The 26,675-nt window shown below is 52.5% G+C and carries 20 protein-coding genes; 15 read left to right on the plus strand and 5 right to left on the minus strand.

The annotated features are described in order from the left end of the window. Positions 1 to 60: 60 nt before the first annotated feature. From CLU92_RS27610 to CLU92_RS26765, 5 genes are all read right to left on the minus strand, one after another. Positions 61 to 675, minus strand: coding sequence for a hypothetical protein (locus CLU92_RS27610; RefSeq protein WP_143452662.1), 615 nt, complete (start codon positions 673 to 675; stop codon positions 61 to 63). A 58-nt stretch (positions 676 to 733) separates the two neighbouring features. Further along, positions 734 to 1,396: a PIN domain-containing protein gene (locus tag CLU92_RS26750; protein WP_101484343.1), complete on the minus strand. Its 663-nt coding sequence runs from the start codon at positions 1,394 to 1,396 to the stop codon at positions 734 to 736. Between the two features lie 8 nt (positions 1,397 to 1,404). After that, positions 1,405 to 2,838 (minus strand): UvrD-helicase domain-containing protein, encoded by a 1,434-nt coding sequence (locus CLU92_RS26755; RefSeq protein WP_101484344.1) that lies wholly within the window; start codon positions 2,836 to 2,838, stop codon positions 1,405 to 1,407. Continuing rightward, a complete protein-coding gene (locus CLU92_RS26760) occupies positions 2,831 to 4,534 on the minus strand; it encodes an ATP-dependent endonuclease (RefSeq protein WP_101484345.1) in 1,704 nt (567 codons plus the stop codon). The genes CLU92_RS26755 and CLU92_RS26760 overlap by 8 nt, the downstream gene beginning before the upstream one ends. Before the next feature lie 250 nt (positions 4,535 to 4,784). Continuing rightward, positions 4,785 to 5,942: a site-specific integrase gene (locus CLU92_RS26765; protein ID WP_180338599.1), complete on the minus strand. Its 1,158-nt coding sequence runs from the start codon at positions 5,940 to 5,942 to the stop codon at positions 4,785 to 4,787. A gap of 342 nt (positions 5,943 to 6,284) precedes the next feature. On the opposite strand from CLU92_RS26765, the gene CLU92_RS26770 reads away from it, so the two are divergent. The 15 genes from CLU92_RS26770 (at position 6,285) to CLU92_RS26840 (ending at position 26,488) form a co-directional block, all read left to right on the plus strand. After that, positions 6,285 to 8,177 carry an ATP-binding cassette domain-containing protein gene (locus CLU92_RS26770; RefSeq protein ID WP_101484347.1) on the plus strand — a complete coding sequence of 631 codons (1,893 nt, stop codon included), beginning with the start codon at positions 6,285 to 6,287 and terminating at the stop codon, positions 8,175 to 8,177. Positions 8,178 to 8,325: 148 nt separating this feature from the next. Next, positions 8,326 to 9,015 carry a CAAX prenyl protease-related protein gene (locus CLU92_RS26775; RefSeq protein WP_243858406.1) on the plus strand — a complete coding sequence of 230 codons (690 nt, stop codon included), beginning with the start codon at positions 8,326 to 8,328 and terminating at the stop codon, positions 9,013 to 9,015. 40 nt (positions 9,016 to 9,055) lie between these two features. Continuing rightward, the gene (gene epsL, locus CLU92_RS26780) at positions 9,056 to 10,294 is read left to right on the plus strand and encodes an XrtB/PEP-CTERM-associated polysaccharide biosynthesis outer membrane protein EpsL (RefSeq protein WP_257562221.1); all 1,239 of its coding nucleotides are present in this window, start codon (positions 9,056 to 9,058) and stop codon (positions 10,292 to 10,294) included. 8 nt (positions 10,295 to 10,302) lie between these two features. Continuing rightward, entirely contained in the window at positions 10,303 to 11,685 is a 1,383-nt protein-coding gene (locus CLU92_RS26785) for an undecaprenyl-phosphate glucose phosphotransferase (protein ID WP_101484349.1), read from the plus strand. Between the two features lie 508 nt (positions 11,686 to 12,193). Further along, positions 12,194 to 13,186 (plus strand): EpsD family peptidyl-prolyl cis-trans isomerase, encoded by a 993-nt coding sequence (locus CLU92_RS26790; protein ID WP_373918854.1) that lies wholly within the window; start codon positions 12,194 to 12,196, stop codon positions 13,184 to 13,186. A gap of 54 nt (positions 13,187 to 13,240) precedes the next feature. Next, positions 13,241 to 14,029 (plus strand): polysaccharide export protein EpsE, encoded by a 789-nt coding sequence (epsE, locus tag CLU92_RS26795; RefSeq protein ID WP_166674903.1) that lies wholly within the window; start codon positions 13,241 to 13,243, stop codon positions 14,027 to 14,029. 60 nt (positions 14,030 to 14,089) lie between these two features. Continuing rightward, a complete protein-coding gene (gene epsF / locus CLU92_RS26800) occupies positions 14,090 to 15,499 on the plus strand; it encodes a chain length determinant protein EpsF (protein WP_101484352.1) in 1,410 nt (469 codons plus the stop codon). 22 nt (positions 15,500 to 15,521) lie between these two features. Continuing rightward, positions 15,522 to 16,394: a chain length determinant protein tyrosine kinase EpsG gene (epsG, locus tag CLU92_RS26805; protein WP_101484353.1), complete on the plus strand. Its 873-nt coding sequence runs from the start codon at positions 15,522 to 15,524 to the stop codon at positions 16,392 to 16,394. Further along, positions 16,394 to 17,290 (plus strand): exosortase B, encoded by an 897-nt coding sequence (xrtB, locus tag CLU92_RS26810; protein ID WP_101484354.1) that lies wholly within the window; start codon positions 16,394 to 16,396, stop codon positions 17,288 to 17,290. The genes epsG and xrtB overlap by 1 nt, the downstream gene beginning before the upstream one ends. Continuing rightward, positions 17,287 to 17,970 (plus strand): exosortase-associated protein EpsI, B-type, encoded by a 684-nt coding sequence (gene epsI, locus CLU92_RS26815; RefSeq protein WP_101484355.1) that lies wholly within the window; start codon positions 17,287 to 17,289, stop codon positions 17,968 to 17,970. Before xrtB ends, epsI begins: the two co-directional genes overlap by 4 nt. A 61-nt stretch (positions 17,971 to 18,031) precedes the next feature. Next, the gene (locus tag CLU92_RS26820; RefSeq protein ID WP_101484356.1) at positions 18,032 to 19,630 is read left to right on the plus strand and encodes a hypothetical protein; all 1,599 of its coding nucleotides are present in this window, start codon (positions 18,032 to 18,034) and stop codon (positions 19,628 to 19,630) included. Continuing rightward, on the plus strand, positions 19,631 to 20,899 hold the full coding sequence (locus CLU92_RS26825) for a lipopolysaccharide biosynthesis protein (protein ID WP_101484357.1): 1,269 nt from the start codon (positions 19,631 to 19,633) through the stop codon (positions 20,897 to 20,899). Beyond that, complete coding sequence (locus CLU92_RS26830; RefSeq protein ID WP_101484358.1) at positions 20,896 to 21,642, plus strand: glycosyltransferase family 32 protein; 747 nt, start codon at positions 20,896 to 20,898, stop codon at positions 21,640 to 21,642. Before CLU92_RS26825 ends, CLU92_RS26830 begins: the two co-directional genes overlap by 4 nt. A 1,108-nt stretch (positions 21,643 to 22,750) precedes the next feature. Beyond that, positions 22,751 to 23,440, plus strand: a complete 690-nt coding sequence (locus CLU92_RS26835; protein ID WP_101484359.1) for a PIG-L family deacetylase — start codon at positions 22,751 to 22,753, stop codon at positions 23,438 to 23,440. Between the two features lie 789 nt (positions 23,441 to 24,229). Further along, positions 24,230 to 26,488, plus strand: coding sequence for a DUF4962 domain-containing protein (locus CLU92_RS26840; RefSeq protein WP_243858402.1), 2,259 nt, complete (start codon positions 24,230 to 24,232; stop codon positions 26,486 to 26,488). The last annotated feature ends 187 nt before the right edge of the window (positions 26,489 to 26,675 follow it).

Genomic DNA, 26,675 nt, shown 5'->3' on the forward strand with positions numbered 1-26,675 from the left:
GACGTTCTTCTAAGCTATGAGGTCCGAGGACCGGCAACAGCCAAGGCGTCAGAAGTCAGCTCAAGTCCGCATTGATTGCATTGCGTTGAGAAGGTCCATCGGATCAGGTGGGTTAGTTCTAGCAAAGAATTCAGTACCAACAAGAATTGGTTGATATTGAATGTTGTATCTTGCGTTGAACTCAGCCGCTCTTCCAATTAATATCATGTCATTAAAGTGTTGAGGTGCTTTATAGTGTTTTACCAATCTTGGAGGAAGTGCCGCATCAACAATGGTGTCACCACCCAAGGATACCCATGCATGAACATTCTGTGCTCCTTCTAAGCTTTCTGTAGAGAGAACTTCTGCTTGCAAGCTCTCCAACGTCACTTCAAATTCGTCAGTGGTATTAATGATGACGTTTCCGAGAATGATGTTGGCTTCAATACCACGGCTATTAAGCATTGCAAAAATATTTGTAGATAAGGTCTGGCAAGAATTTCCCCAATAGCCAGGAACCGCCATATTCAATATCCCCGACAGACGACCTAGCAACTCAGATGTAGCACGCAAAACATCATCTTGAATCTGAGCTTCCACAGCAATCAGAGGAGGGCGTGTAAAACCTAACTTCCTTGACTGAAAAAAAGCTTCGGCAAGTTTATCAATGTAGATTTCAGAATAATTATCAACCATACTGCCATCTTTCATATTTTAAAAATAAATAGATTTTTTATCGCATCTAATTAAATGTCTATGTCGCGTAACGAGCTATGCAGCCCCCACACATCCACTCACCGTCATCATAAATCCCCCCAGTCATATCGGTATGCTGGTTGCACCACCCACACTCATGAGAAGCATGAGTATCCTCAGACTTAACTCGTTTTGGCTCTGTATAGCCCACTTGGTTGGACGGCAACAGCTTCGGATCTGGTGGTGTAGCGAACCTGCCGCAGTTGCTACACCAATGACCACCGTGGTGCTCAATCGTGCTGGCCTTCTTGCAATGAGGACAGACAACCTGGTCATGCACAACCACCACCACCATATTGGGGCTTACGAGCTCTGCAATGCTCTCCACTCGCTTGCAAATCATGCCGTTGGTGTTTAGGTGCTTCAGCAGAGGGTCGAATCCTTTGTCGCCACTGAGCACGAAGCACTGGGTATCAGGAGCTGTTTCAAACGTCCTACCCAACTCAAAGGCTATGTGGAAGTCCAAGGCATTCTTGCCGCTACCTGATATTTTCAGGAAGTCCACACGGCTGAACCTATGGATCGTTGCTGGCTTCTTGGCAGCTTTTGGAGGGTTCTGATTGGCGCCGACGAAAATGATGGCCCTGAAGCTCTCATCGAGGAAAGACAAGTCAACCTTTTGCTTGTTCTCAAGGTCAACCAACAGCAGCTTTTTTGTCATTACAGTACCTATCTCGCTGGCAAATGCCTGCTTGTCCCTATAATAGTAAGTGACTTGGAGCCTCGAGTCATTGCGACATACAAATCTTTAGCATCAAGTGCATCCGCATCCAAAATAACCGCATGATCGTATTCCAAGCCTTTTACCAGCAACGTAGTACCGATTAGCTTTCTATGGCTAATAGGCCGTCCTGTGTGCCGCATGTCTCGCTGGTAGAGAATTGCAGAATCCGACAAAGTTTTGGCATCGCCGTCAATATGAATTTTCAAAACACTGAGGAAACGATACAACAGATCACGACGATAGGCAGAGGTTTCTGGATTGTCCTTAAGAGCGAGGAAGAAGGACTTAAGATGGATGATTTGCGGATTGTTAAGGTATGCATTTGCTGCCTGCAGGACCAAAGGATATTTGGTGCCCTTGTTTTGATTCGCAACTTCCCCCCGCTTGGTACCAGCAGTCAAAGTATCTGCTACTCCAGTGAAGCATTTTTTTGCAAACTCTAATGTTAGCAGAAAGCACTCTTGGTGGTTTTTCGCAGCGTCAAGCTTCTTGAAGAATGCATGAAGCTCCTTGCCTTCAACCTCTTCAATGGAAGAAAATCGGCCTGCCATAGTTCTGGCCAGAAGATGCGTTTTATTCTTTGACTGCTGATCTCCGCCATGTAGAGCAATCACACTCTCGTCATGGCCTAACAGGCCGCACAACGATGAATACTGTTTTGAAGAGAGATATTCTGAGTCAGTGTAAACACGCTTCACAGAAGGTGGAAGACCGTGCAGCAGATCAATTTTCTGGCCTTGCTCCAGAGTCGCCCTGGCCGCCTTCAACCAAGCCCCTAATTCTGGCTGTCTAGCATTTTCCCAACGCCAAGGGGTTTCTAACTGCCCTAAACAGTCAAAGTGGGGATAAATACTGACGTCCCAATCAACAGGCTTGCCTCCGTCAAAGTCAAAGATAGCTTGCATGGGATCACCCAAGACGCGGCATGGCAGGACCTCGGCTAACGCACACACAAGCGTGTGTTGGAGATCTGAACAGTCTTGGTATTCGTCCACATAGACGCCGGCATAACTGCATACGATAATGTGACGGATGAACGCCTTGGTAAGCAAACCTGAACAGGATTCATAAAGCTTGTTCCACTGCTTACTTGTTGGGTTGTCCACCTTCCAACCTGACCCCTTGGGATAGGCCAAGCACAATCGCAACGACCAGCTTGCTATTGTGTCAACTTGATACAGCGATGCGGGCACCTTCAAAGCCGCCATCTTGGCCTTGATTGAATTCACACCCGCAAACGTGTGAGTCAGGATGAGCTGCCTTTGTTTGGCAGTTTTGACAGACATGGCAATCAGATGGGTCTTGCCGTATCCAGCAGGGGCAATTACATATCCCTTGGTAGTGCAGTTGGCAAGCGTGATTGCCAGTTCGTCAGACATTGGATGCCCATTTCCACAGCAGGGCAAGCTTCAAAGCCGTGTCCTTTTTTGAAAAATCAGGATTTGCGAACGCTGGGCTTACGGTTGAAAACCACTTATCGCCTCGCGTAATATCTTTGAACCAGTTACAGTCTTTCGCCGCAAGGCCGATGGCTGCTCGTATTTTTGGAGTATCTACCCAAATATCCATGTCTTTATCCAAGTCCTCCTTGAACTTTGAATGAATTTGATTATGGGTTGGATAAGCAAGTTCTTGAGCAAGCTTCACACTAGCAAGGACGCTGGCCCACGGCAAATCATTGAAGAGCCGCTGCTCCAACGAAAGCTTGTCGTCCCAGACATACACAGGCACACCGAGTTTTTCCAATTCAGCTTTGTCGGCAGGAGAAAATTGATCATCTGCATCGGCGTCAGCAAAAACACACGCTTGGTAGCAGAGGGAGTGGAAGGCTTTCGCCATTGCCTTGACCTTGCTGCCGCCCCCGGCATTGAGAAGGGCGATACCATGATAAGAAAAGGGATCACCACCCATCCCCACCTGGTAGTCGTCAAAGCCTCTGAGAAATCCAACTTCGGTGGCACCTTCACAAACGACAACTTTCTTAGCCAAGAACGCTTCAGCGCTTGAACGAATTTTTCCTTGGACTTCGTGTTCTTTTAAACTGTCGCTTGAGGCAGAAATAATTTTTACAACACCGGCCTTACTATGGACGACATAAAGCTCACTTATAGTGAGTTCACGCAGCACTACAGGCGAGTGCGTCGTCAGGAAATATTGACCCCGCTTGTCTTCCCGCACATGTTTGATGAGGCGAGAAATTCGGTGCGGCTCTAAGCCAAATTCAACCTCATCAAACAGAGTGATATGGCCTTCGTCCAAACCTACTTGTTGAATGCCGCACAGGAGCATACGCCGAGAACCCAACCCCAACTGACGCAGTGGGATGTCACCGTCATGCAGCGCCAAGCCGCCCACCTTCAGGTTGATGGAACTCAAATCTAGATGGGCTTGGTAGGAGGTGATGACCGGCACGCCCAAGAGTTTGGCAATCTTTTGCGACTTCTCGGCAGCCGCGTCAAAGTTCTTCAGCGTCACCAAGCGGTCGACGTCCAGCGACGTGCGGGCAGTTCTGGAGGCCGTAGCCAAGAGCTCGTTCAAGCTTTGGGCTTCGGTTAGTTTTGCCAGAGCAGTGCCAGTGGCCCACGATAGCTGTCTCTCACTGTAAGCACCGATCAGCCCGACACTGACCTTGTTGCGATCTGCCTGCTTAAACGGCACACCTTCAGGAGTCCGATCTGTAAAGATAACCCACTTCGGCTCCAATTCTTTTCCGACAGTCATGCGAACTGTGAGGACTGCCTCAAGGTGATCATCCTCTTCATCAAAGAGCTCCTGAGTTACCTTATCCCATCCTCGTTGATGATTGCCATATTTTTGCACTGAGCAGAATTCGGGTATCAAGTCACCAAAGGTCACTTCAATGACAATGCCATCCTCAACCTTGCACTGGTGGAAATCTGCGTCAGTAAAAGTGGGATTCCATTGAGGGTAGAAGGCATAGCGAATGGCTTCCAATATGGTGGACTTGGAAGAGTCTCCCTTGCCAATCAAGCAGAAAATATCGGCTTGCGGCAAATTCCATTCAAGTTCTTTAACTCCGCGAAAGTTCTTGATAGTTATTCTTCTGATTTTCACGCAGAAAATTCCTCAATTTATCAAAGTTTCAAGAGGAACGGCCACGACCGCTCCTAAGCCACACAATCCAAGCAAACTGCCAATTCTCATACGACAGAAAATTTAGCAATCTTCTCAAACTGTTCAGAAGGAGTGTCAAGCACTCCCAGTCTCACGACAATCACGGCTGCGGGAACATAGTCAGCAACCTCTTCTGCCCGGCTATCGGTCCATTAGCTACGACAAACCCCTTATCACTTCGGTCTACGCATTAGCTCTCATTTGCCCAAAGCTTCGCTCCGATGTCACTATGCCTCAATGTGGCATATCGTTTCAAGGTGCTCAACTCAATATGTCCAGAAATTTTGCTAATTTCAATATCAGTAAGATTTGTATTGACAAAATACCAACTTACAGCGCAGTGTCTCAGATCATGAATTTTGAAGTTGGTGACTTTTCCATTTTTGCAAATCACCTTGAATCTGCCAGAAAGGACGGAGCTACTAGCCCAATAATTCCCAAAGACCAAAGATTGGCCTGGCTTCTTCAACTTCATGAGCCGGTCTTTAATGAAGTGGTAAAACTCTGGTCTAAGTGGAACCTTCCTATCTTCTGCATTCTTCTTGTCAGCGATTTTAGTATTTTCTTTTGGAACGAAGATGTATGAATGGCTTGGGTCTTTACCATTTAAGTGAATTTCATCCCACCTAAGAAGAAGGCTTTCTCCAGCACGCATACACGAATAGTATTGCCACAGAAGAAGACACTTCCATTCTTCTTGCTTGACATACATTTTATCTGTTGCATCCAACAATCTATCCAACTCACCAGCTTCCAGAATCCTGTCGCGTGGAATCCATGCTTTAGGTGGGGAATTCTCATCAAAAGGCTTACGGTCAAATGTATAGTCATGATGCTTGGCATGCCACATCAATGATGTCTTGATGGCGTAATAGAGCTTTCTGATAGTGCTTTCGCTGTATGTTTTTTGCACCAACTGACCAGTCTTCTCATCTACCACTTTACGGCCATCGTACAGAGGATGAGACTTCTTTTTAGTTGCTTGATCTGGAACCTTCTGTTCCAGCTTGGTCTTAAGATAAAGTGCGAAAGTGCCTGCCTTGAAGTTGCCAAGTGGCACACTTCCAATCTCAAGTTTGAGCTTTTGAAGGTCATAACGTTTGCCATCTGCGACAGTGTTATGCTTTAGATACTCAGTGAAAATCTGAGCTAAGGTGAGCTTTTTGATTTTGGTGATGTCGACGGACTCACCACGGTCAATCTTGGACTTGACGTCACGAATGAATTTTTCAGCTTCTTTTTTGGTTTTGCAAGTCTTGCTAACAGCAACGCCAGCTTCGCGCACTCGCACCAAGAACGAGACATCCCCATTCACACCAACTCGTTCAGTGATCAACTTACCTGCCATCCTAGCCTCTCCTATGTACGGTCCAAGTTGGAACTTGGAACAAATTTGGAACATTTTGGCTAGAATAGCGTACCTACCTCATATAAGTATATGTAATTAAAGAGATTTTTTTGCTTATTAGTGTTCCCTCCTAAGACTTAAATGCAGGTTCGATTCCTGCTGGCGACACCACATTCCACGCAGCGCGCGTCGGCGGCCCGAGTCCCTGCGGGCGAAAGTTACTGGTCGATGGCGATTGAAGTCCGAGTTATCGGTACAATGCGTGCTTCATTCATCTAATCGGCGGCTGTTTTGTACACCACGCGGTGTGCAGGGAACGGCGCCCGAGCACTCTTACTCATTATGGCTGTCATTTCTCTTTCATCGGCGCAACTTGCGTTCGGTCACGTCGCGCTGCTCGATCACGCGGAATTTTCACTGGAAACCACGGAGCGGGTCGGCTTGATCGGTCGCAACGGCACGGGTAAATCGTCGCTCTTGAAGGTTATTTCGGGCAAGTTCAAGCTCGATGACGGCTTGTTGGTGATGCAGCAAGGCATCAAGATCGCCTATGTGGAGCAGGAGCCGCAATTCGACCCGGACATGTCCGTGTTCGACGCCGTCGCCTCCGGCATGGGCGAATCGCAGGCCTGGCTGAAGGAATATGACGCATTGACGGGCCAGTTTGGCCAAGGCAATGACGACGAATTGATGGAGCGCATGCACGACATCCAGGTGAAACTCGATGCGGCCGATGCATGGAGCTTGCCGAACAAGGTGGAAACCGTGCTCGACCGTTTGAACCTGACGGGCGACATGCTGATGAAAACCCTGTCGGGCGGGATGCAAAAGCGCGTGGCGCTGGCGCGCGCGCTGGTGTCGGCGCCCGATGTGCTGTTGCTCGATGAGCCCACCAACCATCTGGACTTCAGTTCCATCCTGTGGCTGGAAGGCTTGCTGCGCGACTTCAAGGGCAGCGTACTGTTCATTACCCATGACCGCTCCTTCCTCGACAACGTTGCCACGCGCATTATCGAGCTCGACCGCGGCCGTTTGCTGTCGTATCCGGGCAACTTCACGGCTTACCAGACGCGCAAGGCGGAGCAGCTGGAAATCGAAGAAGTGGAAAACGCCAAGTTCGACAAGTTCCTGGCGCAGGAAGAAGTGTGGATACGCAAGGGCGTCAAGGCGCGACGCGTGCGTGACGAAGGCCGCGTGCGCCGCCTGGAAGCGCTGCGCCTGACGCGCAATGCGCGCCGTGACCAGCAGGGCCAGGTAAAACTGGACGTGTCGGCAGGCGAACGCTCGGGCAAGATCGTGGCGGACCTGGAAAACGTCTCGAAGATCTACGGCGACAAGGTCATTGTCAAGGATTTCAGCGCCACCATCTTGCGCGGCGACAAGGTCGGCCTGATCGGCGCCAACGGCGCCGGCAAGACCACCTTGCTGAAGATGATCCTGGGCCAGGAAGAGTCGGACACGGGCACTATTCGCCTGGGTACCAAGCTGCAAGTGGCGTATTTCGACCAGATGCGTACGCAGCTGAACGAAGAAGCGAACTTGATGGAAACTATCGCGCCGGGCAGCGACTGGGTCGAGATCAATGGCCAGCGCCGTCACGTGATGACCTATTTGAACGACTTCCTGTTTGCGCCGGAACGCGCCCGTTCGCCCGTCAAGTCGCTATCCGGTGGCGAGCGCAACCGTTTGCTGCTGGCGCGCCTGTTCGCCAAGCCGGCCAACGTTCTGGTGCTCGATGAACCGACCAATGACCTGGATATCGATACCCTGGAATTGCTGGAAGAGTTGCTGGAAGAGTACACGGGCACCGTCTTCCTGGTCAGCCATGACCGCACTTTCCTCGACAACGTGGTCACGCAGGTGATCGTCGCCGAAGGCGAGGGCAAGTGGCGTGAATTCGTCGGCGGCTACACGGACTGGGAGCGCGTGCGCACCTTGCCGATCGCCACGGCGCCAGCCAGCAAGCCGGCCGTGAAGGTCGAGGCTGCCGCACCGGCCGCCAAGCAGAAAAAGCTCAGCTACAAGGAACAGCGCGAGCTGGAAGAATTGCCCAAGCTGATTGCCAAGCTGGAAGACGAGCAATCGGTGCTGGCCGCCGAGCTGTCGCATCCGGACTTCTACAAGAAGACGCCAGCCGAAGGCAAGCGCTTGAACGCCCGCGTGGCCGAAATCGAAGGCGAATTGCTGGAAGCGTTGGAAAAATGGGAGCAGATCGAGGCGCGCGCCAACGGTTGATGCTTTTTTGTATACCTTGTTGTAATTAAGCCAGGATATTTGCCACGGCAACGATACGGCTTGATATAATTATATAATTATATTTATTACATCGGGGTATGCATGTTTGTCATGAAAAACACGCGCTCCGGACCATCGCGTCCGGCGCGTGGCTCCACCTCCGATGCGCGGCAAGATGTTTGACCGCGCCGCCTTGCCCCGGGTAGCGCCATTCCTGGCCTATCTCTCCTTCATTTTCATTGCCGACATGCTCGGTCGACTGGGCGTTGCCGCGCAGGATTTGCGCTGGCTGTATGCCGTCAAGATCGGCGTCGTGCTGGGCATGTTGTTGTACTGGCGCCGCAGTTATTCGGAATTGATGTGGACGCCGCTGGGCGCGCGTGCCATTCTCGGGGCGCTGGTCGCGGGTGTTGTTGTTTTTCTGTTGTGGATCAATCTCGACGCCCACTGGATGCGCATTGGCAATCCCGATGGCTACGATCCGCGCAACGATGGCCGTATCGAGTGGAGCCTGGTGCTGCTGCGTATCGCCGGTGCCGCGCTGGTGGTGCCCGTGATGGAGGAGTTGTTCTGGCGCTCCTTCCTGTTGCGCTGGATCGACAAGCAGGATTTTTTGCGGGCTGATCCCCGCCTCGCCAGCGCCAAGGCCTTCGTCATCAGCGTGTTGCTGTTTGGCTTTGAACATAATTTATGGCTGGCCGGCATCGTGGCCGGTGCTGCATATAGTTTGTTGTACATGCGTAGCCAGTCCCTGTGGTCGCCTATCCTCGCGCATGGCGTGACGAACGGCGTGCTGGGGCTCTGGATTATTTCTGGTGGGCATTGGATTTACTGGTAGTATTGCCTATCAACTGTGTGATCTTTCGAAGATAAAATCCATGTTGAATTCCTTGCGTAAAAAAGCCGTTGCCGTTGCCATCTCGGCAAGCCCATGCCTGCACGGCGCAATCTTTCTGGCCAGCACCTTTGCCAGTGGCGCCGCGCTGGCCGATATCAGCGACACTATCAAGCCTTTCGTTGCCGCGACGTACTCGTACGATGACAACCTGATGCGCTTGCCGGATGTGGTGCCGGGTTTTTCCGGCCCCCGCTCGGACACGTCGAAGATGCTGCAGGCGGGCTTCCTGTTCAACCGTCCCATCGGCCGCCAGATACTGACGGGCCAGGCCAAGTGGTCGAAGGTGAGCTTCAACCGCTTCAGCCAGTTCGACTACGATGGCAAGGATTACCTGGCCGACCTGGAGTGGCACATCGCCAACCACCTCGAAGGCCATGTGGGCGCCAGTTATTCGCAGAGCCTGACGCCGTTCAACGATTTTCAGAGCACTTTGCGCAATTTGCGCACGGAGCGCCAAGAATACCTGAATGGCGCCTGGCGCTTCCACCCCAGCTGGCGCGTGCGCGGCGGCCTGTCGCGCAACCGTTATTCGTACGACTTGCCCTCGCAGGCTTTTTCCAACTGGACGGAAGACGCGACGGAATTTGGCGTCGACTACCTGGCGCCCAGCAATAGCCGCATCGGCCTGCAGTTACGTCACTTGAACGGCAACTATCCGAACCGCAATGCGTTCGATACCAGCATTTACGGTAATGGCTATACCCAGGACGAGATCAAGGCAAACGTGTATTGGGAGCTCAGCGGCATCACGCAGATGGAGTTTCTGGGCGGCTGGGTGCGCCACCGTAACAGCTTGCTGTCCGGGCACGATGCCAGCGGCACGAATGGCCGGCTGAGCGTGTACTGGAAGCCTTTGGGCAAGGTCAATTTCACGGGCGTCGTCTGGCGCGAATTTGGTTCGGTCGACAATTCGCTGGTAACGAGCAGCCTGAACACTGGCGCCAGCGTGGGCACCACGTGGGCGGCCACGTCGAAGGTGAGCGTCGATGCGCAGCTGCGCCAGGAACGGCGCGATTTCTCTGCCGTCAGCGGCCTGGTGCTGCCTGGTGACGGCCGCGACACCACCCGTACCGCCTCGCTTGGCGCCACGTATGCGCCACATCCGAAAGTCCAGCTTGGCGTACGCCTGTTCCACGAGCGGCGCGATGGCGTCGCCATCGTCGATAGCGGCGGCTATCGTGCCAAGGGTATTTCCTTCAATGGCAGCGTACAGTTTTAAAGATCAACATGACTGTCAATGATATACCTCTGATCTCGTTTTTTCAGCGCGTCCTCGATCCGATGATCATCATGGGCCTGCTGTATCTGCTGACGCTCATGTCCGGCGCGCCGTTTACCGGCTATACGCTGGTGTTGATGATACTCGCCGTCTTCATTGCGTCGACGGTGTTCCATCACGTCGATCCTTACCGTACCTGGCGCAGCGGGCGCATGTTGGCCTATGCGCGCGATATTCTGGTGGCCTGGACGATCACCGCGCTCATTCTGACCTTCCTCGGCTCGGCCACGGGCCTCACTTATCACTTTGATACGCAGGTGGTACTGGCCTGGTTTATCCTCACGCCATTTGTGTTGCTGGCAGGGCACTTGGCGGGGCGCAAGTTCAGCCTGCGTCCTGATGGTGAAAGCGAAGTGCGCTCGGTGGTCATTATCGGAGCCAATGACGCCAGCCTGAAGTTTGCCACCATCATCGAGCGCAATCCGAATCTCTTCATGAGCGTGCGCGGCTTTTTCGACGATCGAACGGATGACCGATGGCCTGAGAGGATGCGCGAGCCCATGCTGGGTAAAATGAGTGATATAGCCGCCTATGTGCGCGAACATAATATCAAGATGATATTCATCAGCCAGCCGATTTCGGCCCAGCCGCGCATCCGCAAGATGCTCGATGAGCTCGAAGATACGACGGCGTCCGTGTACTTCTTGCCCGATATTTATATTTTCGATCTGATGCAGGCGCGTTTCGACAACGTGGGCGGCATGCCCGTGATCGCCATCCGCGAATCGCCGTTCACGGGCTTTAACAGCATGGTCAAGCGCAGTAGCGATATCGTGCTGGGTCTATTGATCCAGATTATGTTACTGCCCGTGATGCTGGTCATCGCCATCGCCGTCAAGTTGACTTCGAAGGGGCCCGTGATTTTCCGCCAGCGCCGTTATGGCCTGTATGGCGAGGAGATTATTGTGTATAAATTTCGCTCAATGACCGTTAGCGAGGATGGCGACAAGGTGGTGCAGGCCACCAGGAATGACCAGCGCCTGACCCCCATTGGCGCTTTTCTGCGCAAGAGTTCGCTTGATGAATTGCCGCAGTTTATCAACGTGCTGCAAGGGCGTATGAGTATTGTCGGGCCGCGTCCGCATGCGGTAGCGCACAACGAACAGTACCGCAAGTTGATCAAAGGCTACATGTTGCGCCACAAAGTCAAACCTGGCATCACTGGATGGGCGCAAGTCAATGGCTTGCGCGGTGAGACGGAGACCCTGGACAAAATGGAGGCACGCATTCATTTTGACCTCGATTACTTGCGTAGCTGGTCGTTATGGCTCGATTTGTGGATCATCATGCGGACCGTGAAGGTGGTGCTGAAACGCGATAATGCACATTGACAGGCAGGCGGAGGGGGAGGGATTTATTTTGCGCTCAGTCAATACGCGATAAAATATGCGCACACAGGTCATCCTCGGGATTACCTGTAGCCCCCGCCTCTGACCTAGTGCCTATGCCTGTTATGGGTTCGCGTCTTGTGCCGACCCTTCCTTGCCTGCATCCACTGCAGGCTACCCGCGTATCAGCTGCGTCTGAGCAAGATCTATTGCGTACACAGAAGGCTATTGCTTAAAAATATTGCACTTTGGGAAGTGGTCCATTCGGGGGAACTTTGTCGACAAGTCGACACCAGAAACAGTTGTATTAAAACCTTCTTCGTAGATTTTTAAGCAAATGATTTCCCATTTCCTTGTATTTTGTGTATGATATTTTATTATATTGATAATTGTTTGCATCAGATCACTAATTTCTGAAGATGCGTGTTGTTTTAGGCAATGCTCCATGTCGGTAGGATATTGCTTTTTGGTAATTAATTGCGTTTTTGGAAGCTAAATCGAAGGAGTAATTTTGAATCATTTTCACAACTCTGGTTTGACACTCCGCAGATCAGTCGCCAATACGCGATGGTCGGGTGTTGCATTGGTCCTATTGGTCGCTGTCGGATTGTCTGCCTGTGGCGGCAAGGAAAAAAGAGTCGGCCAAGCATTGGCGAGCGTCAATGGTGAGGAAATTACGGTATTGCAACTGAATGACGAGTTGCAGCATGCCAATGTACCCGCAGTTCAGCAAGAGACGGCCAGCAAGCAATTGCTGGAGTCGTTGATCGACCGCCAGTTATTACAAAATGAGGCCGTCAAAGACAAAATCGACCGTGACCCCAAAGTGGTACAAGCAATTGAGCGTGCCAAGGCCTTGATCATTGCCCAGGCCTACATGCAAAAACGCATCGGTGCGATTGCCAAGCCGACAGCGGCCGAGGTGGAAGAGTACTTTAACAAGAATCCGCAGTACTTTAGCCAGCGCAAGCAGTTTGATATGCGTCAACTGCTCATCGCCACGGCGGACATGAATGATGATCTGAAGGCGGCGATGGATCGTGCGAAGTCGCTGGAAGAAGTGGCGGCATGGTTGGACGCCCATCATGTCAAGTTTGGCCGGATGCAACTGTCGCGTACCAGTGCCGATCTCGCGCCTGAATTGAGCGCCAAGCTGGCATCTATGCCGGCAGGTCAGCTGTTCATCGTCCGCGAAGGTGAGCGTACCTTATTGATTTCCCTGGCCGATATCAAGGATAGCCCGGTGGTGCTGGCGCAAGCGACGCCGCAGATCGAACAATTCCTCTTCAATAAGAAGAACAAGGATGCCGCGCAAGCCGAGCTGAAACGCTTGCGCGCCAGCGCCAAGATCGAATACCTGAACAAGACCGAGAAGTCAGCATCCGCATCCGCATCCGCGGCAGGCGTTTCAGTGCCGGTGCCGGCACCGCCCGTCGCTGCACCACCGGCGCCGTCGGCTGATAATGGCGAGGTGAATGCGCGCGCCGGGCTTGGTTTGAAGTAAGTGCAGGCAGGTATTTTGGGGTACAACAGAGTTTTTAAAAGGATAGAGCAAATCATGAAACGACTTGCAATGTGGATAGCAGCTGCACTGATGGCCTGCAGCGTTGGTATGGCAGGTGCCGCCGAGGTATTGCTCGGTGCTGGTGATGTGCTGAAGATTTCCGTGTATGGCAGTCCTGATCTTGGCCTGGAAACACGTGTCAGCGAGGCCGGTAACATAACATTCCCCCTGGTAGGGGCAGTAGCTGTGGGAGGCTTGTCTGTTGCTGCGGCAGAGAAAAAGCTTGGCCAGGCGCTCGAAAGTGGCGGTTTTTTACGCAAGGCTCAAGTTAATATCATTGTGACTGCATTGCAGAGCCAGCAAGTGTCCGTGCTGGGTCAGGTAAATCGGCCTGGTCGCTATCCGATCGAGGGCAAGCGTAGCCTGCTCGATATTCTGGCCATGGCTGGCGGCCAAGGTCCTGACGCCGGAGATGTGGTTAGCCTGATACGCAAGCGCGCTGACACCACCACCAAAGAGACTGTTGACATCGTCGACATGATGCGCAGTGCAGATCTGGCCCGCGACTTTGACTTGGCTGGCAACGATATCCTGTATGTCGAACGTGCGCCACGTTTTTATATTTATGGCGAAGTGCAGCGTCCGGGTGCATTCCGCCTGGAGCGCTCGATGACTGTGTTGCAAGCCCTGTCCGTTGGCGGAGGTTTGACGCAGCGCGGTACGGAGCGTGGCGTGCGCATCAAGCGCCGCGATGCTGCAGGTGTCATGCAAGTGCTCGATGCCAAGCATGACGACGTCATCCAGGTCGATGATGTCGTGTATGTCAAAGAAAGCTTGTTTTAAGCTGCATAGTTCCGGCGCGCCGGCCTGACTGGCTTTGTTTTACTGATATGAGAGTTAATTATGAATTTCCACCAGTTTTTGCTCGTCTTGTTTGTCCGCAAACGAATCTTGCTATTCACTTTGCTCATCACAGTCGGGGCGACGGTGGTGGTGAGCCTCATGCTGCCCAAGACCTATAAGGGTACGGCGTCCGTGTTGATCAGCTACAAGGGCGTCGATCCAGTGACCGGACTGGCATTGCCTATGCAGTTGTTGCCGGGCTATATGTCGACGCAAATCGACATTATCAGCAGCAAGAACGTGGCGCTGAAGGTCGTCGATCAGCTGCGGCTGGCGGAAAGTCCCGCCGTCATTGCCCAGTTCAATGAGGTGACTGAAGGCCAGGGCACCGTGCGCGACTGGCTGGCGGATCTGTTGCTGTCCAAGCTGGAAATCGTGCCGTCGCGCGAAAGCAGCGTGGTCGATATCAGCTTCAAGGGCAACGACCCGCAGTTTGTCGCGGCCATCGCCAATGCTTTTGCTGATGAGTACCAAAAAACCAGTACTCAGCTGAAAGTCGATCCATTGAAAAAGGTGGCCGTGTATTTCAATGAGCAAACGAAACTGTTGCGTGACAGCCTGGAAGCGGCGCAAAGCCGCTTGTCGAAGTACCAGCAAGAGCACGGTATTGTCAGCGTGGATAACCGCCTCGACGTGGAATCGAACCGCTTGAACGATCTATCCGCTCAATTGGTCGCCGCGCAAGGCCTGTCGATGGAGGCGTCGTCGCGCCAGCGCATGGCCGAAGGCAATGCGGGCTCTGAGTCGCCCGATGTGGCGTCGAACCCGCTGGTCCAGAACTTGAAGCTGAGCCTGGCAACGTCTGAATCGAGGCTTGCCGAGATGGGGCAGCGACTGGGACGCAATCATCCTCAATACGAAAGCCTGCGCGCCGAGGTCGAACGCATGCGCAGCGAACTGGCTGACAGCACGCGCGTGACGTCAAATTCGGTCAGCAAGAACGCCGGCATCATGCAGCAGCGCGAAGGCTCGGTGCGCGCCGCGTTGACGGCACAAAAAAACAAGGTGCTTGAGTTGAACCGTACCCGTGACGAAATGGGCGTGATGCAAAAAGATGTGGAAAGCGCCCAACGCGCCTTCGATATCGCTTCGCAGCGCTTCTCGCAGACCAGTATCGAGGGCAAGTCTGAACAATCCGATATATTCCTGCTCAACCCTGCCGTTGCACCGATCAAGCCTGCTGGCCCAAAGGTCATGTTGAATACGCTGCTGGCCCTGTTCCTGGGCGGCTTGCTCGGTGTGGGCTTTTCCTTGCTGGCGGAAATGCTGGACCGCCGCGTGCGTTCGGAAGCTGACCTGAGCGAATTGTTGCAATTGCCTGTGCTCGGTTCGATCGACTGGAGTGCGCCGACACGTCCGCGCCTGAACCGATTTAAATCGTTGTTGCCGCGCAGTTTGCGTTTTAATTAAGTAATTAAGTATTGGGGATAATATGAATCCAGCATTGCAACCGCTAGTATCTGCGACGCCGCGGACTGCCGACTCAAGCATCGGTGCACTTTTGCTTTCCTTGGGCAAGATCACGCCTGAAAGTGCCGAACGTGTCCTGCGCATGCAAAAGGAGTTGGGCATACGCTTCGGCGAGGCCGCCCAGCGTCTTGGGCTGGTGACTGAGGCGGATATCCAGCAAGTCCTGGCGCGCCAGTTTGATTATCCCTATCTGCAGCAGGGAGAGGGCAAGTATTCCGACAAGCTGATCGCTGCCTACCAGCCTTTCAGCCCGCAGGTGGAAACCTTGCGCGCCATCCGCAGCCAGCTGATGTTGCGCTGGATGGCGCTGGGTCGAAAATCTCTGGTGGTGGTCGGTGTCAATGATGGTGACGGCACCAGCTTGTTTGCTGCCAACCTGGCCGTGGTATTTTCCCAGTTGGGCGAACAGACGCTGCTGGTCGATGCAAACTTGCGTAATCCCAGCCAGCACGAGATTTTCGGCATGGAAGGCCGCCAGGGCTTGTCGGACATCCTGGCCGGTCGGGCCGAACGCGATGTGATTACGCGCATCGAATCGTTTGTCGACCTGTCCGTGCTGGGCGCTGGCACCTTGCCGCCGAATCCGCAGGAACTGTTGAGCCGCCCGGCATTTTCCACCTTGCGCACCGAGCTCGAAGCGACGTATGACGTCGTGCTGTATGACTCGGCGGCATTCTCGCTCGGTTCCGATGCGTTGGCCCTGGCCGCGCGCACCGGTGGCGTACTGCTGGTGGCACGCAAGAATCACACTCCGGTCGCCGACATCAATGCCATGACTGAACAGATGCTGCATAGCGGCGCGCAAGTAATCGGCTCGGTACTGGTAGACTTCTGATGAGTACGAGCACTCGACCTGACCTGGGGAGTAGCCTGCAAGGCCGCGATTTGCTGCTTGAATGGCTGCCTATCGTGGTCGGATTCGCAGTGCTGTATGTGCCATCGTTTTACGGCTTGTTTACCGGCATTTGGATGACCGAGGAACAGGCGCACGGTCCCATTATTCTGCTGCTCGCGTTCTGGCTCATCTGGCGCCAGCGCGAACGGATATTGGCCGTCGCGCAATTTAACCGTGCCCCACTGTTGGGCTGGGTGCTGTTCGTCGCCGGGCTTCTGATTTACATTGTTGGCCGTTCCCAGCAGATTCTTGCCTTCGAGATTGGCTCCTTTGTCATGCTCACGGCTGCCATCCTGGTGCTCAAGCTGGGCGTGGAGGCGCTGCGTGTGGCCTGGTTTCCGTTCTTCTTCATGTTGTTCATGATTCCGCTGCCAAGCTCGGTCGTCAGTGCGCTGACCTTGCCAATGAAGATGGCTGTCTCGTATGTGTGTGAGCATATCCTGTACTGGTTCGGCTATCCGATAGCACGCACTGGCGTGATTTTGCAGATCGGCCAGTATCAGCTTCTGGTAGCCGACGCTTGTGCTGGTCTGCAAACGCTGCTGACGCTGGAAGCGCTTGGCCTGTTCTATCTGAATCTGGTGCGTCATACCTCGGCTATCCGCAATATAGGCCTGGCGATCCTGATTATTCCTATTTCCTTTACCGCAAACGTGATGCGCGTGGTCACATTGACGTTGGTCACTTATTATTTCGGCGATGCCGCAGGACAGGGTTTCCTGCATGGTTTTGCGGGGATGGTGCTATTCATTAGCGCGCTGGTGTTGATTTTGAGCCTGGACTCCTTGCTGCAGTGGCTGGCACGGTTGTGGCATGCCCGAAAGGTGGCTTCATGAAAAAGAGTACGATGATCAGCTGGTCCATGGCGGCCATGATGCTGGTCGGCGCCTTGTGTACCAAAGCGGTCACGCCCACGATGCGCCTGGCCGATACGCGTGCGCGGGTCATCCTTAGTACGGCGATTCCGGCCAAGTTTGGCGATTGGCAGGAAGATACGACCCAGATCGCTGCGGTGATCAACCCCACCACGCTCGCAGAACTCAATAAAATTTATGCCGAAACCTTGTCGCGCACGTATGTGAACTCGCAGGGCGAGCGCATCATGCTGTCGATCGCCTACGGTACCGACCAGCGCGACGATCTGTCCGTGCATTTCCCGGAGGGCTGCTATGGCGGACAGGGTTTTGCGGTAGGCGAGACGACCCAGATATCGCTGCCTACCAAGGCAGGTGCGATATCCGCGTCCCGCATGGTCGCCACACTCAATAGCCGTATTGAGCCGATCACGTATTGGGTCGTCGTTGGCGACCAGGCGGTCCCCACTTTGTGGGCAGTCAAGAAGGCCAAGCTGGCGTATGCCATGCGGGGCCTGATTCCCGACGCAACTCTGATGCGGGTATCGAGTATCGGCGGCGATACAGAAGAGGGTTATCGTTTGCAGCAGGCGTTTGTTGAACAGTTGCTGCAGGCCATGCCTGCGAACTTGCGCCAGCACTTTGCCGGCACCGCGCTGTAGCCGGTGCTCTGACAGCGTTTCACCTTTTGAGCCCGGCGTCCACGCCGTGCATGGAATATATATGAGTTTTTTCCCCCAGAAACTGCGTTTGAACGCCACCCCTGCGCAAGCCGTACGGGCCAGGCCAGGCAAGGCCAAACAGGGCATGCCTGGCCTGAGCGCCTTTTTGCTGATTCTTGGAGGATTGGCGACGGCGCTCGTGCTTGGCATGGTTATCGCTCTTGGGGAGATACAGCTGACCGTTGTACTGACCGGCGCGCTGATCTTCATACCGATCCTGCTGCTGGTGAGCACGAAAAAATTGATGCCTATCCTTTTCTTCGCTGTGTTTTTCATCTCAGGCGCTGTCCAGTTTTTTTTCGAGATGCGTTTGGCAACATGGATGGCCAGCGGGCTGAGCGCCCTGTTTTTTGCCCGGGCCATTCTCGAGGCGAGCTTGTCGAACCGCTTGGGGAGCGATCATTTGGGCGCCCACTCCCAGGGCGCGACGCGCGTCATTGTCGCCGTGTGGATATATTTGGCATTTTATGCCTTCAGTATTTTTCTCGGTCACGCCACGACTGGGCAGTTGATTTCCACCCTGCGTTTCTGCTTGCCAATGTTTGGCGTGCTGTTTGCCATGTACTGGTTCGAATGGTCCGACAAACGCTTGCTGCTCTTGTGGTCGATGGTGGTTGTCATTGCGTTTATGCAACTTCCGCTGGTCGTATATCAGCACTTCTTCATGATAAGCAGCCTGGGCTGGGATAGTGTCGTCGGTTCTTTCGGTGCGAATATGAGTCCGGTACTGGTTCTATTTACCGTCGCAGCCATGCTGTATATGCTGGCGCGCTGGGTACGCGGTATCAGCCCCCTGTGGCAGGTGGTGTTCGTCTTTGTGATTGGCCTGGCGATCATTCTGCTGGGAGAGGTCAAGGCGGTTTTCCTGTGGCTGCCTTTGGGGGTCTTCTGGATCTTGCGTCGCAGGGTCATGAAAAATATCATGGCGTTCATTGTTTTTGTGGCGCTGATGTCGGTGATCAGTTCGGGCATCTTCATGACCTACCACGCCCTGTATTGGGGCGAGGGCACCAAGACTGAAACAACCGAAGACAAGGTGAATACCTTGGGCGCCTATGCGGTCGACCCCAATAACATTAATTACGTCACCGGTGAAGTCAGCCGTGCTGCGACACTGGCGTTTTGGTACAACGATCCCGCACTCACCATTCAGGAGCGCCTGATCGGCTCCGGACCTGGCGCCAGCGCGGTCAGCCCGACTGTTGGACGCGGTGTAGTCGCGGCCCGTTACCGCACCCTGCAGATTGGCTCCACCGGTATGGCGACGCTGCTGTGGGACGTCGGGATACTTGGAACTTTGGCGTACTTATCCATTTTTGTGCTCGGAATTCGCCTGGGCATTCGTTATGTGGCGCGTAGCGGGGAGAGCGCCGAACGCTTGGCAATGGCGGACACGAGTACCGTCATGCTGATGCTATTCGTGAGTACGCTGGTGTATAACCGCACCCTGATAGACGAACCTGCAATGCAATTGGTGTGCTATTTCTGCCTGGGCTGCATCGTGCAGTTTGTACGTTTTGGCCAGCCTGCGAACCCCGTGGACAAGGCCGCTGAAACCCTGCCTGATAAGGGCAAGAATTTACGCGAAGTCATTGCGTAAATGAGTACCGCAAACAAGGCATTTGGCAATCTGGTCAAAAATAGCTCGATGATGTTCTTGCTGAATGTGGCGGGCGCAGGTGTGAGTGTGCTGACCATACCGGTGATGCTGGCTATTGCGGGCGTGGAGGCGTATGGCCATCTGGTGCTGGTGCAGTCGATTGCCTTGACGGTATTTACCATCTGTGGCTTCCAGTATTGGCAAGGCATGTTGGTAGCGCTGCCGGGCCACAACATCGAGGCCGCATTATTGCGCGGCGCTGTCATCAAAAGCGCCCGCTATGAATTGCTGGCGATGCTGGCCGTGGTGCTGGTGGCCTGCGGCTTGGCCCTCTCGCCATTGCCTCAAGTTAAGGATTTTTCCGGCTTAAATCTGTTGTTGCTGTCCCTGGCGGCAGTCTTTCCCGTGATCGGCACGCACAATGCCTATTTCAGGCTGGTCAATCAATACAATGTGCTGATGTATGCCGGTTTTCTGACCAATCTGTTCAAGCTGATTGTACTGTTTGCCGTGTCGCACTATCACCCCACCTTGTCGAGCATGGTACTGGCGTATACGGTGCCGGAAGTGCTACGTTGCCTGGTCCTGTTCTTCCTGATTTTCCGCAGCAGATGTGGGATCGAAGGAGCACTACCGGAGACTGAGCTGCGTCAGGGGCGCCTGATGGAAGCGGGCAAGTGGAGTACCTTGCAGGCAATCTGCGACCTGCCCGTGGCGCAGCTTGATCGTATCATCATTGGTTTCGCCTTACCTGGGGCCAACCTCGGAGTCTTCAGTATTTTAAAGCGCATCTATTCCCTGGTGAATCTGGCCACGGCACCATTTTATTCTGCCTCGATTCCTGCGTTTGCCGAACTCGTTAATGCTGGCGATTTGAGGGGGGCATTCAGCTTGTGGATCAAGACGATGAAGATGTTGTTTTGCGTGACGTCAGTGGCCGGTATCCTGTGTTATGTGAGTCAATTCCTCTGGATGCCGAGACTCTTCCCCGTGCTGCAAGATTATTTGCCGGAATTTACCGTTGTTCTTTTGACCGCTGTCATCGCCGGTACTTTCGTGACCACGCATTCGTTTTACTGGGCGCTCGGGAAATTGCGGGAAACGACGATCATTGCTGTGGCGACAAATATATTTTATTTGCTGAAATTGTGGCTGCTGACTGTGTATTTCGGATTATTTGGTGCGGTACTTGCCTTTCTTATCCATGTCATATTTGTAGCCGCTGTCATAATCGTCTTGCTGAAAAAAATTCCCTTGAGGTATAAATGATTCCTAAAGTTATACACTACTGCTGGTTTGGCCGGGGCGAAATGAGTACCTTGCATCGCCGCTGTATTGAGTCCTGGAAGAAATATTGTCCAGAATATGAGTTGAAATTATGGAATGAGGATAATGCCGACATTGACAATGATTATTGTCGGGAGGCGATTATTCAAAAGAAGTGGGCCTTCGTTGCGGACTGGGTACGTTTCGATGTGCTGTCCAAGCATGGTGGCATCTACCTTGATACTGACCTGGAGTTGATTACGTCGCTCGATTCCGTGCTGGGTTTGCGTGGTTGCGTGATGGCACGCGAAACGCTCGAGGATGTGGGCCAGGGCTACGGTGCTGGATTTTTGGCGTGCGAAGCAGGCAATCCTGTGATGGCGACGGCCTGCAGCCTGATTTTACGCGAACTGGTGGCGCGGCGCCTATTCGCTACTTCGCCTATGGTGCTGAAGAGAGCGGTGGAGTTGGATCGCGGCGGGAACAGCACGCAACTTGATCCAGTTACCTTCTACCCATTTAATCCATATGATCGTAGCAATCCGCGTAACGCAAAGCAATTGATGTATAGCGATATTACCCCGCAGACTATTGGCATCCATCATTACGGACTGTCGGGATCTTGGTTCAATAGCCGCATCAAGCGGCTGATGTTCAAAATTCTTAAAGGATCAGTGTTGCAGCGCCGTTGGGATATTTCCTTTACACCGTTCGAGAGCGACAGCCGTATCGCCGATGTTGGCTGATGTCCCTGACAATGTTTACGTTTCTGGCAGCGCTAGTATCATGCAGAACGGTGCCATTTCGGGAAAGACGTGGTGAGCACATAACGTTGCGGGTCCTGAGGAAGCATCTGCTATGGCTTGGTGAATAATCACCCTAATCCAGACTGGAAGAGCCTGGCAGTTGACAGGCAAGCGCTCTTCCATCTTCGTGAATCCAGACTTCCATTGCCAACAATTCCGTCGAGTACGCCAATCTGGCTGAATGTCCTGCGCAGCCTCGGCGGCTCAGGCCCTTGTTGTTGGACATGCCAATGAGCGGCTTCTGATTATGTAGTCACAATCTGCTTGTCAGGGCTGTTGCATATGTGCGGCTCTGATGCTTCTCTAGCCCCTATAAGGCTGTCATCCTGTGATGTCATGAGTGGCTGTCTGATCGGTGCCACGCTTATTGATGCCATGCTAGCAATATGTTACTATTATTGCAAATACCCCATCGACACAGTGACTCAACCATGTATCGTCGTTCTTCCCGCTTTACGGATGATCGCCTTGCTCTAAGTGCTGGCCGTCCATTACAGCGATGGCGCATCTTTGCTGGCCAGCCGTGCACTTTTCTTTCCTGAATGGTGGAGCAGCATGAAGCCGGATTCTATCAGGACATTTGTATGGAATGGTTTTTTTGCAGTCTCATTAATTTTTCATGGCCAAAAATGTTCCAGTGATACATTTTTAATTTTTCAATTTCCTGGCTGCTTATGGTCTTTGGTTGTATTTAGCGCATCTTTCATTGATTTTCTTTATCCTGAGTTTTGATCAGGCATTTGTGCCACAGCCCGTTCGAATTGATGCGGCAATTCATTGCATGCTGTATTTATTAGCTGTTGTTGCTGCTTCAATTCTGTTGTGGGCAGCAAGTGAATGACATGCGGCGGCGGTGAGGAATTTTTTGTTTGCGAGGCTGATCAATTTACGAATGGCCTGATGGTTGAATGTATATTTGCATTGGATTTTGCCCTGGTGTCAAGTTCTTCACGAAAAACGCCAAGGGTGTTTTGTATTGAATTTCTGCTTGATCGTATCAGGATTTCCAAATGTGGATAAGTTAAATGTCGATATGTTGTGAGGAAAAATGTTACCCATTATAGTTTTCATCTCTCGCGTAAGTATATTCCGGAAATTTTATGCGCGCGTAAAGTCCTTGGTTTGGAAGGTCAAATTTCCAGCATTGGATGTGGTTGCTGATTTTGAGAATATTCTCTTTATCGCTCACCCTGATGACGATGTTATTTTCTTTTATAACTATATCAAGGAACATAAGCCGTTTGTAGTATGCCTGACCAATGGCGATAATTTGGCGCGCCGCACGGAGTTTATTTTTGCAATGAGAGCATTTGGAGTAAAGGGCATCATTCATGATTTTAAAGATGTTTTTAATGAGTCCTTGCCGGAATCCGAATTGGAATATGTAATCTCTCACTATTTGTCGTTGAAGACCTGGCGTACCGTTGCTACGCATAATGCTGAAGGCGAATACGGACATAGCCACCACATGCAAATTTCGCACTGCGTCAGGAAGTTAGTTGATTTCTCATCTTCAGTTCTGTTGATGCCGCCTGTCTTGAAAGAGTTGGAAACGCCAAAATTTCTCGCAAAAAATATCAATGCGAAAATAAGTTTTCTGGAAGAATTTTATGCGACGCAAGCCCATGGCATATTAAATTGCGGGCCTGTTTATCGCCGTTGGGTGGATTTCGAAGGCCTGGTGCGGCAATGGCCTATTTGTGATATTAAGCAAGATGTGCAAGTTGGACAACGCTGATGAAGAATTATGGCGGGAAATACCACGATGATGGAGCTGCAGATTAATTTGCCACTATTCACCGTGTGCCTCAGTCTAAGACGATTGCAATATCCTCACATCTCGCCTTCAGCCGTGCGGAAATGTATTCAACCTCGAATATTCTGGTTGAACCCAAGGTCTTGTTTTTAAATATTCAAAGATGCTGCAATTGAATGCCGGGAATTGTTCCATAGTTTATGGGGGCGGTATGGCACTGCGTTTTGTGCTGTATCTGCTGGCGATTGATATATGTCAGCTCTGTGGGGGGGGGCGGCAGTCGTATGCAACACCTTTAGTTTTTTTGCATTTGAAAAATTGATAAATTTTCCTGCGGGTATCTGAATTATATTTTAACAATATATTGAAATTAAATCATTTTTTCAGTGGAGTTATTCAGGTTTTCAGTAATGAAATTTGATGAATTATGAGAAATATTTCCAGTATGAATATTGTTTTCAGGTTCATTAATTTGCTTGAAATGTTATGTTTTTTGCAGCTTGAATGATTGTATTTATATATTGTAATTGGTGTGCTTGGAGAAGATTTTTTTTGGGCTTTATTATTGGTTTTATGGCTGTTTGTTGACTTCTGGTAACGCAATTTCTTTATATCAGGTGTATAGTTGTGAAAAGGAAGTACGAGGAGTGATATTTAAGTACAGTGCATAAGAATGAAACACTGTATTTTTTATACGGCAGCCCGGCAAGCTTGATGAGGTTGCTGTGTCACTCCCGCTTATGTCCGATTATTCTACTGCTGGAGCCAATAATGATTCACAAGAAGTCTTTTTTTTCCGTCGGTCTTGCGTTGACGATGAGTGTATGTTCCGGGCCGGGCAGGGCAGACTGGGCAGAATCGACAGATTTATCCGTCGTGCGACCAGCGCCTGCGGATCGCCAGATACAAGCGCAGAACCCGCCAGCCTTTGCGTGGTCGCGCTATCCCAGCGCAACCAAGCCTCCTTCTTACACGCTGGAAGTGCAAAAAAATGGCGCGACGGTCGCAACGTTTACGTCGACCAGTAACGTTTACTTGCCTTCAAAGGCTTTTGCTGCCGGTGAGTACACCTGGCGGGTGCGGCCCAGCACCAAGGTTGACTGGTCGACGCCGCGCAGCTTTACGATCGACAGTTCGTCGCAGTTGTTTGAAGTGCCGGAAGCGGGGACGATCAAGGCCAGGATTCTGGCGCATGCGCGTCCGCGCCAGCAGGCCAGCACTTTTCTGCCTAGGTCCAAATGGACGCAAGCCATGATTACAGCACGTGGCCCGGCCCTGACTCGGCTGAGTTCGTACGTGAGCAGCCAGATTGTTGGCCAGCAATACGCGTTGGCAGCTCCCTCGGATGCAAAATGGCCGTTGACCTCGACCATGCCGTCGGCGACGCGGACTTTATACATTAACCAAATTTCACAGTCTGTGGGCGATATCAGCAATCAGGCGCTTGGTGCGGCGGTGCTGTATCGGATCACAGGCGAGTCGAAGTATCTGCAGGAAGCGCTGACCCGAGGCGACCAACTGGCGGCGCTCAGTCCCGCTGGCATGACGAGCTATGTCAATCACGATATCGGATCGAACACCATTACAATGGCATTGGCGAAGACTGCGGATTTGCTCTTCGCCGAATTGGCGAAGGATGGAGCACGCAAGGCCCGCTGGATGGCGTCGATCAATGCGCGCTTTGGAGCGCTGTACGCCGATCTTTCCAGCGACGATGGTCGTCTCGACTACCAGCCGTATGATTCCCACGGTACGGAGGCACGAGGTTTTCTGGCTCTGGTCTCGACCTTGACGATGGGTGATATCCCTGCTGCTGATAAATGGTTCGATTTCTCCTTCCGTCCCTATGTTAATTCCATCAGTGTCTGGAGCGGCCCGGAAGGCGGCTTTTCCAATGGCACTGCCTACGGCATGTACAGCGCGGACAATATGTTGCAAATGTGGCAGCCGATGGCCGAAATCACAGGCGTGAATATCTTCGATAAACCCTGGGCTGCCGGATTTTCACGCTACCTGATGCAGTTCGTGCCGCCAGGAGCGCCCGGCCATGTGTTTGGCGATGCGCACGAGGAGGATATGTATAACTTTGTGCTGAAAGGTTTTTCGTCGCGCATCAAGTCGGCCAATGCCGCATGGTATGCCAAGAATATACCAGGCGACGAAGATGATTTGACATTGTTGCAAGCGCCATACCCGCTGCCGGTCCAGACGGTTACCGACGCGCCGCTTCCTCCAGCAAATGCCGCCTTGTATCCGAGTATCGGCTGGGTCGCCATGCACAGCAATTTGTCCGACCTCAAGCGCACCTCGGTGTATTTCAAGTCCAGTCCCTACGGTTCCTATAATCATAGCCACGGGGACCAGAATTCGATTGTGATCGATAGCGGTGGACGCCGTTTGTTGATTGAATCGGGTTACCAGGACTATTTCTATTCGCCGCTGGGTCTGTCATGGTATCGCCAGACCAAGGCTAAAAACGCCATCACTTTCAATAATGGCGTTGGGCAAATCATCGATCAAAATACGCAGAATCTGGCCATGAATGGCAAGATCACGGCGTTTTCCACGACGCCAACACTGGACTATGCCGCCGGCGATGCGACGCCTGCCTATGGTGGCGCACTGAGTTCGGCCGTGCGCAAGGTATGGTATGTGCGCGGACAGGATGCGGTGGTCGTGGTCGACAAGCTGAGCGCGCCGACGGCGCTGTCGTTTGAATGGAATCTGCATGCGGGTGGGCCGATTCTCAAGGAGAGTTCGACTGCTGTGAAGATTAGCAAAGTCGACCGCACGCTGTGTATCAGCTCCCTGGGCACTGAAAGTAATGGCTATCAAGTCCGCTCAGGACCGCCGCCAAAGCAGGGGACGACGGAAGACCATGGGGCATTCGTCAAGTCGGTGAAGGCGAAGTCTGCCGAATTTATCGTATTGCTTGACGTGGGATGCAAGCGCCCCAAGACGACGCTTACGTCGACACAGACGGGCAGGGTTCTGAAGGTGGGAGCGCAGACGATCACGATACCGAACTAAAGAAGTGACGTTCACACAGGCACTGTCATGCAGTGCCTGGCTTGATTAGCCTGCGGCGTGCCGCAGGCTTTTTTCAATCTGACAACAGAAACCGCTCGATTTCTTCCCCCGGCTGCTGCCACGCTCGAGTGCTGCTTGGCCTGGCGAATCTGGTTGCTGAGCTTGGTCCTGAAATCAGCGTCTTGCA

Origin of the sequence: Janthinobacterium sp. 61, assembly GCF_002846335.1 — a bacterium.
Lineage (GTDB): Bacteria > Pseudomonadota > Gammaproteobacteria > Burkholderiales > Burkholderiaceae_D > Janthinobacterium.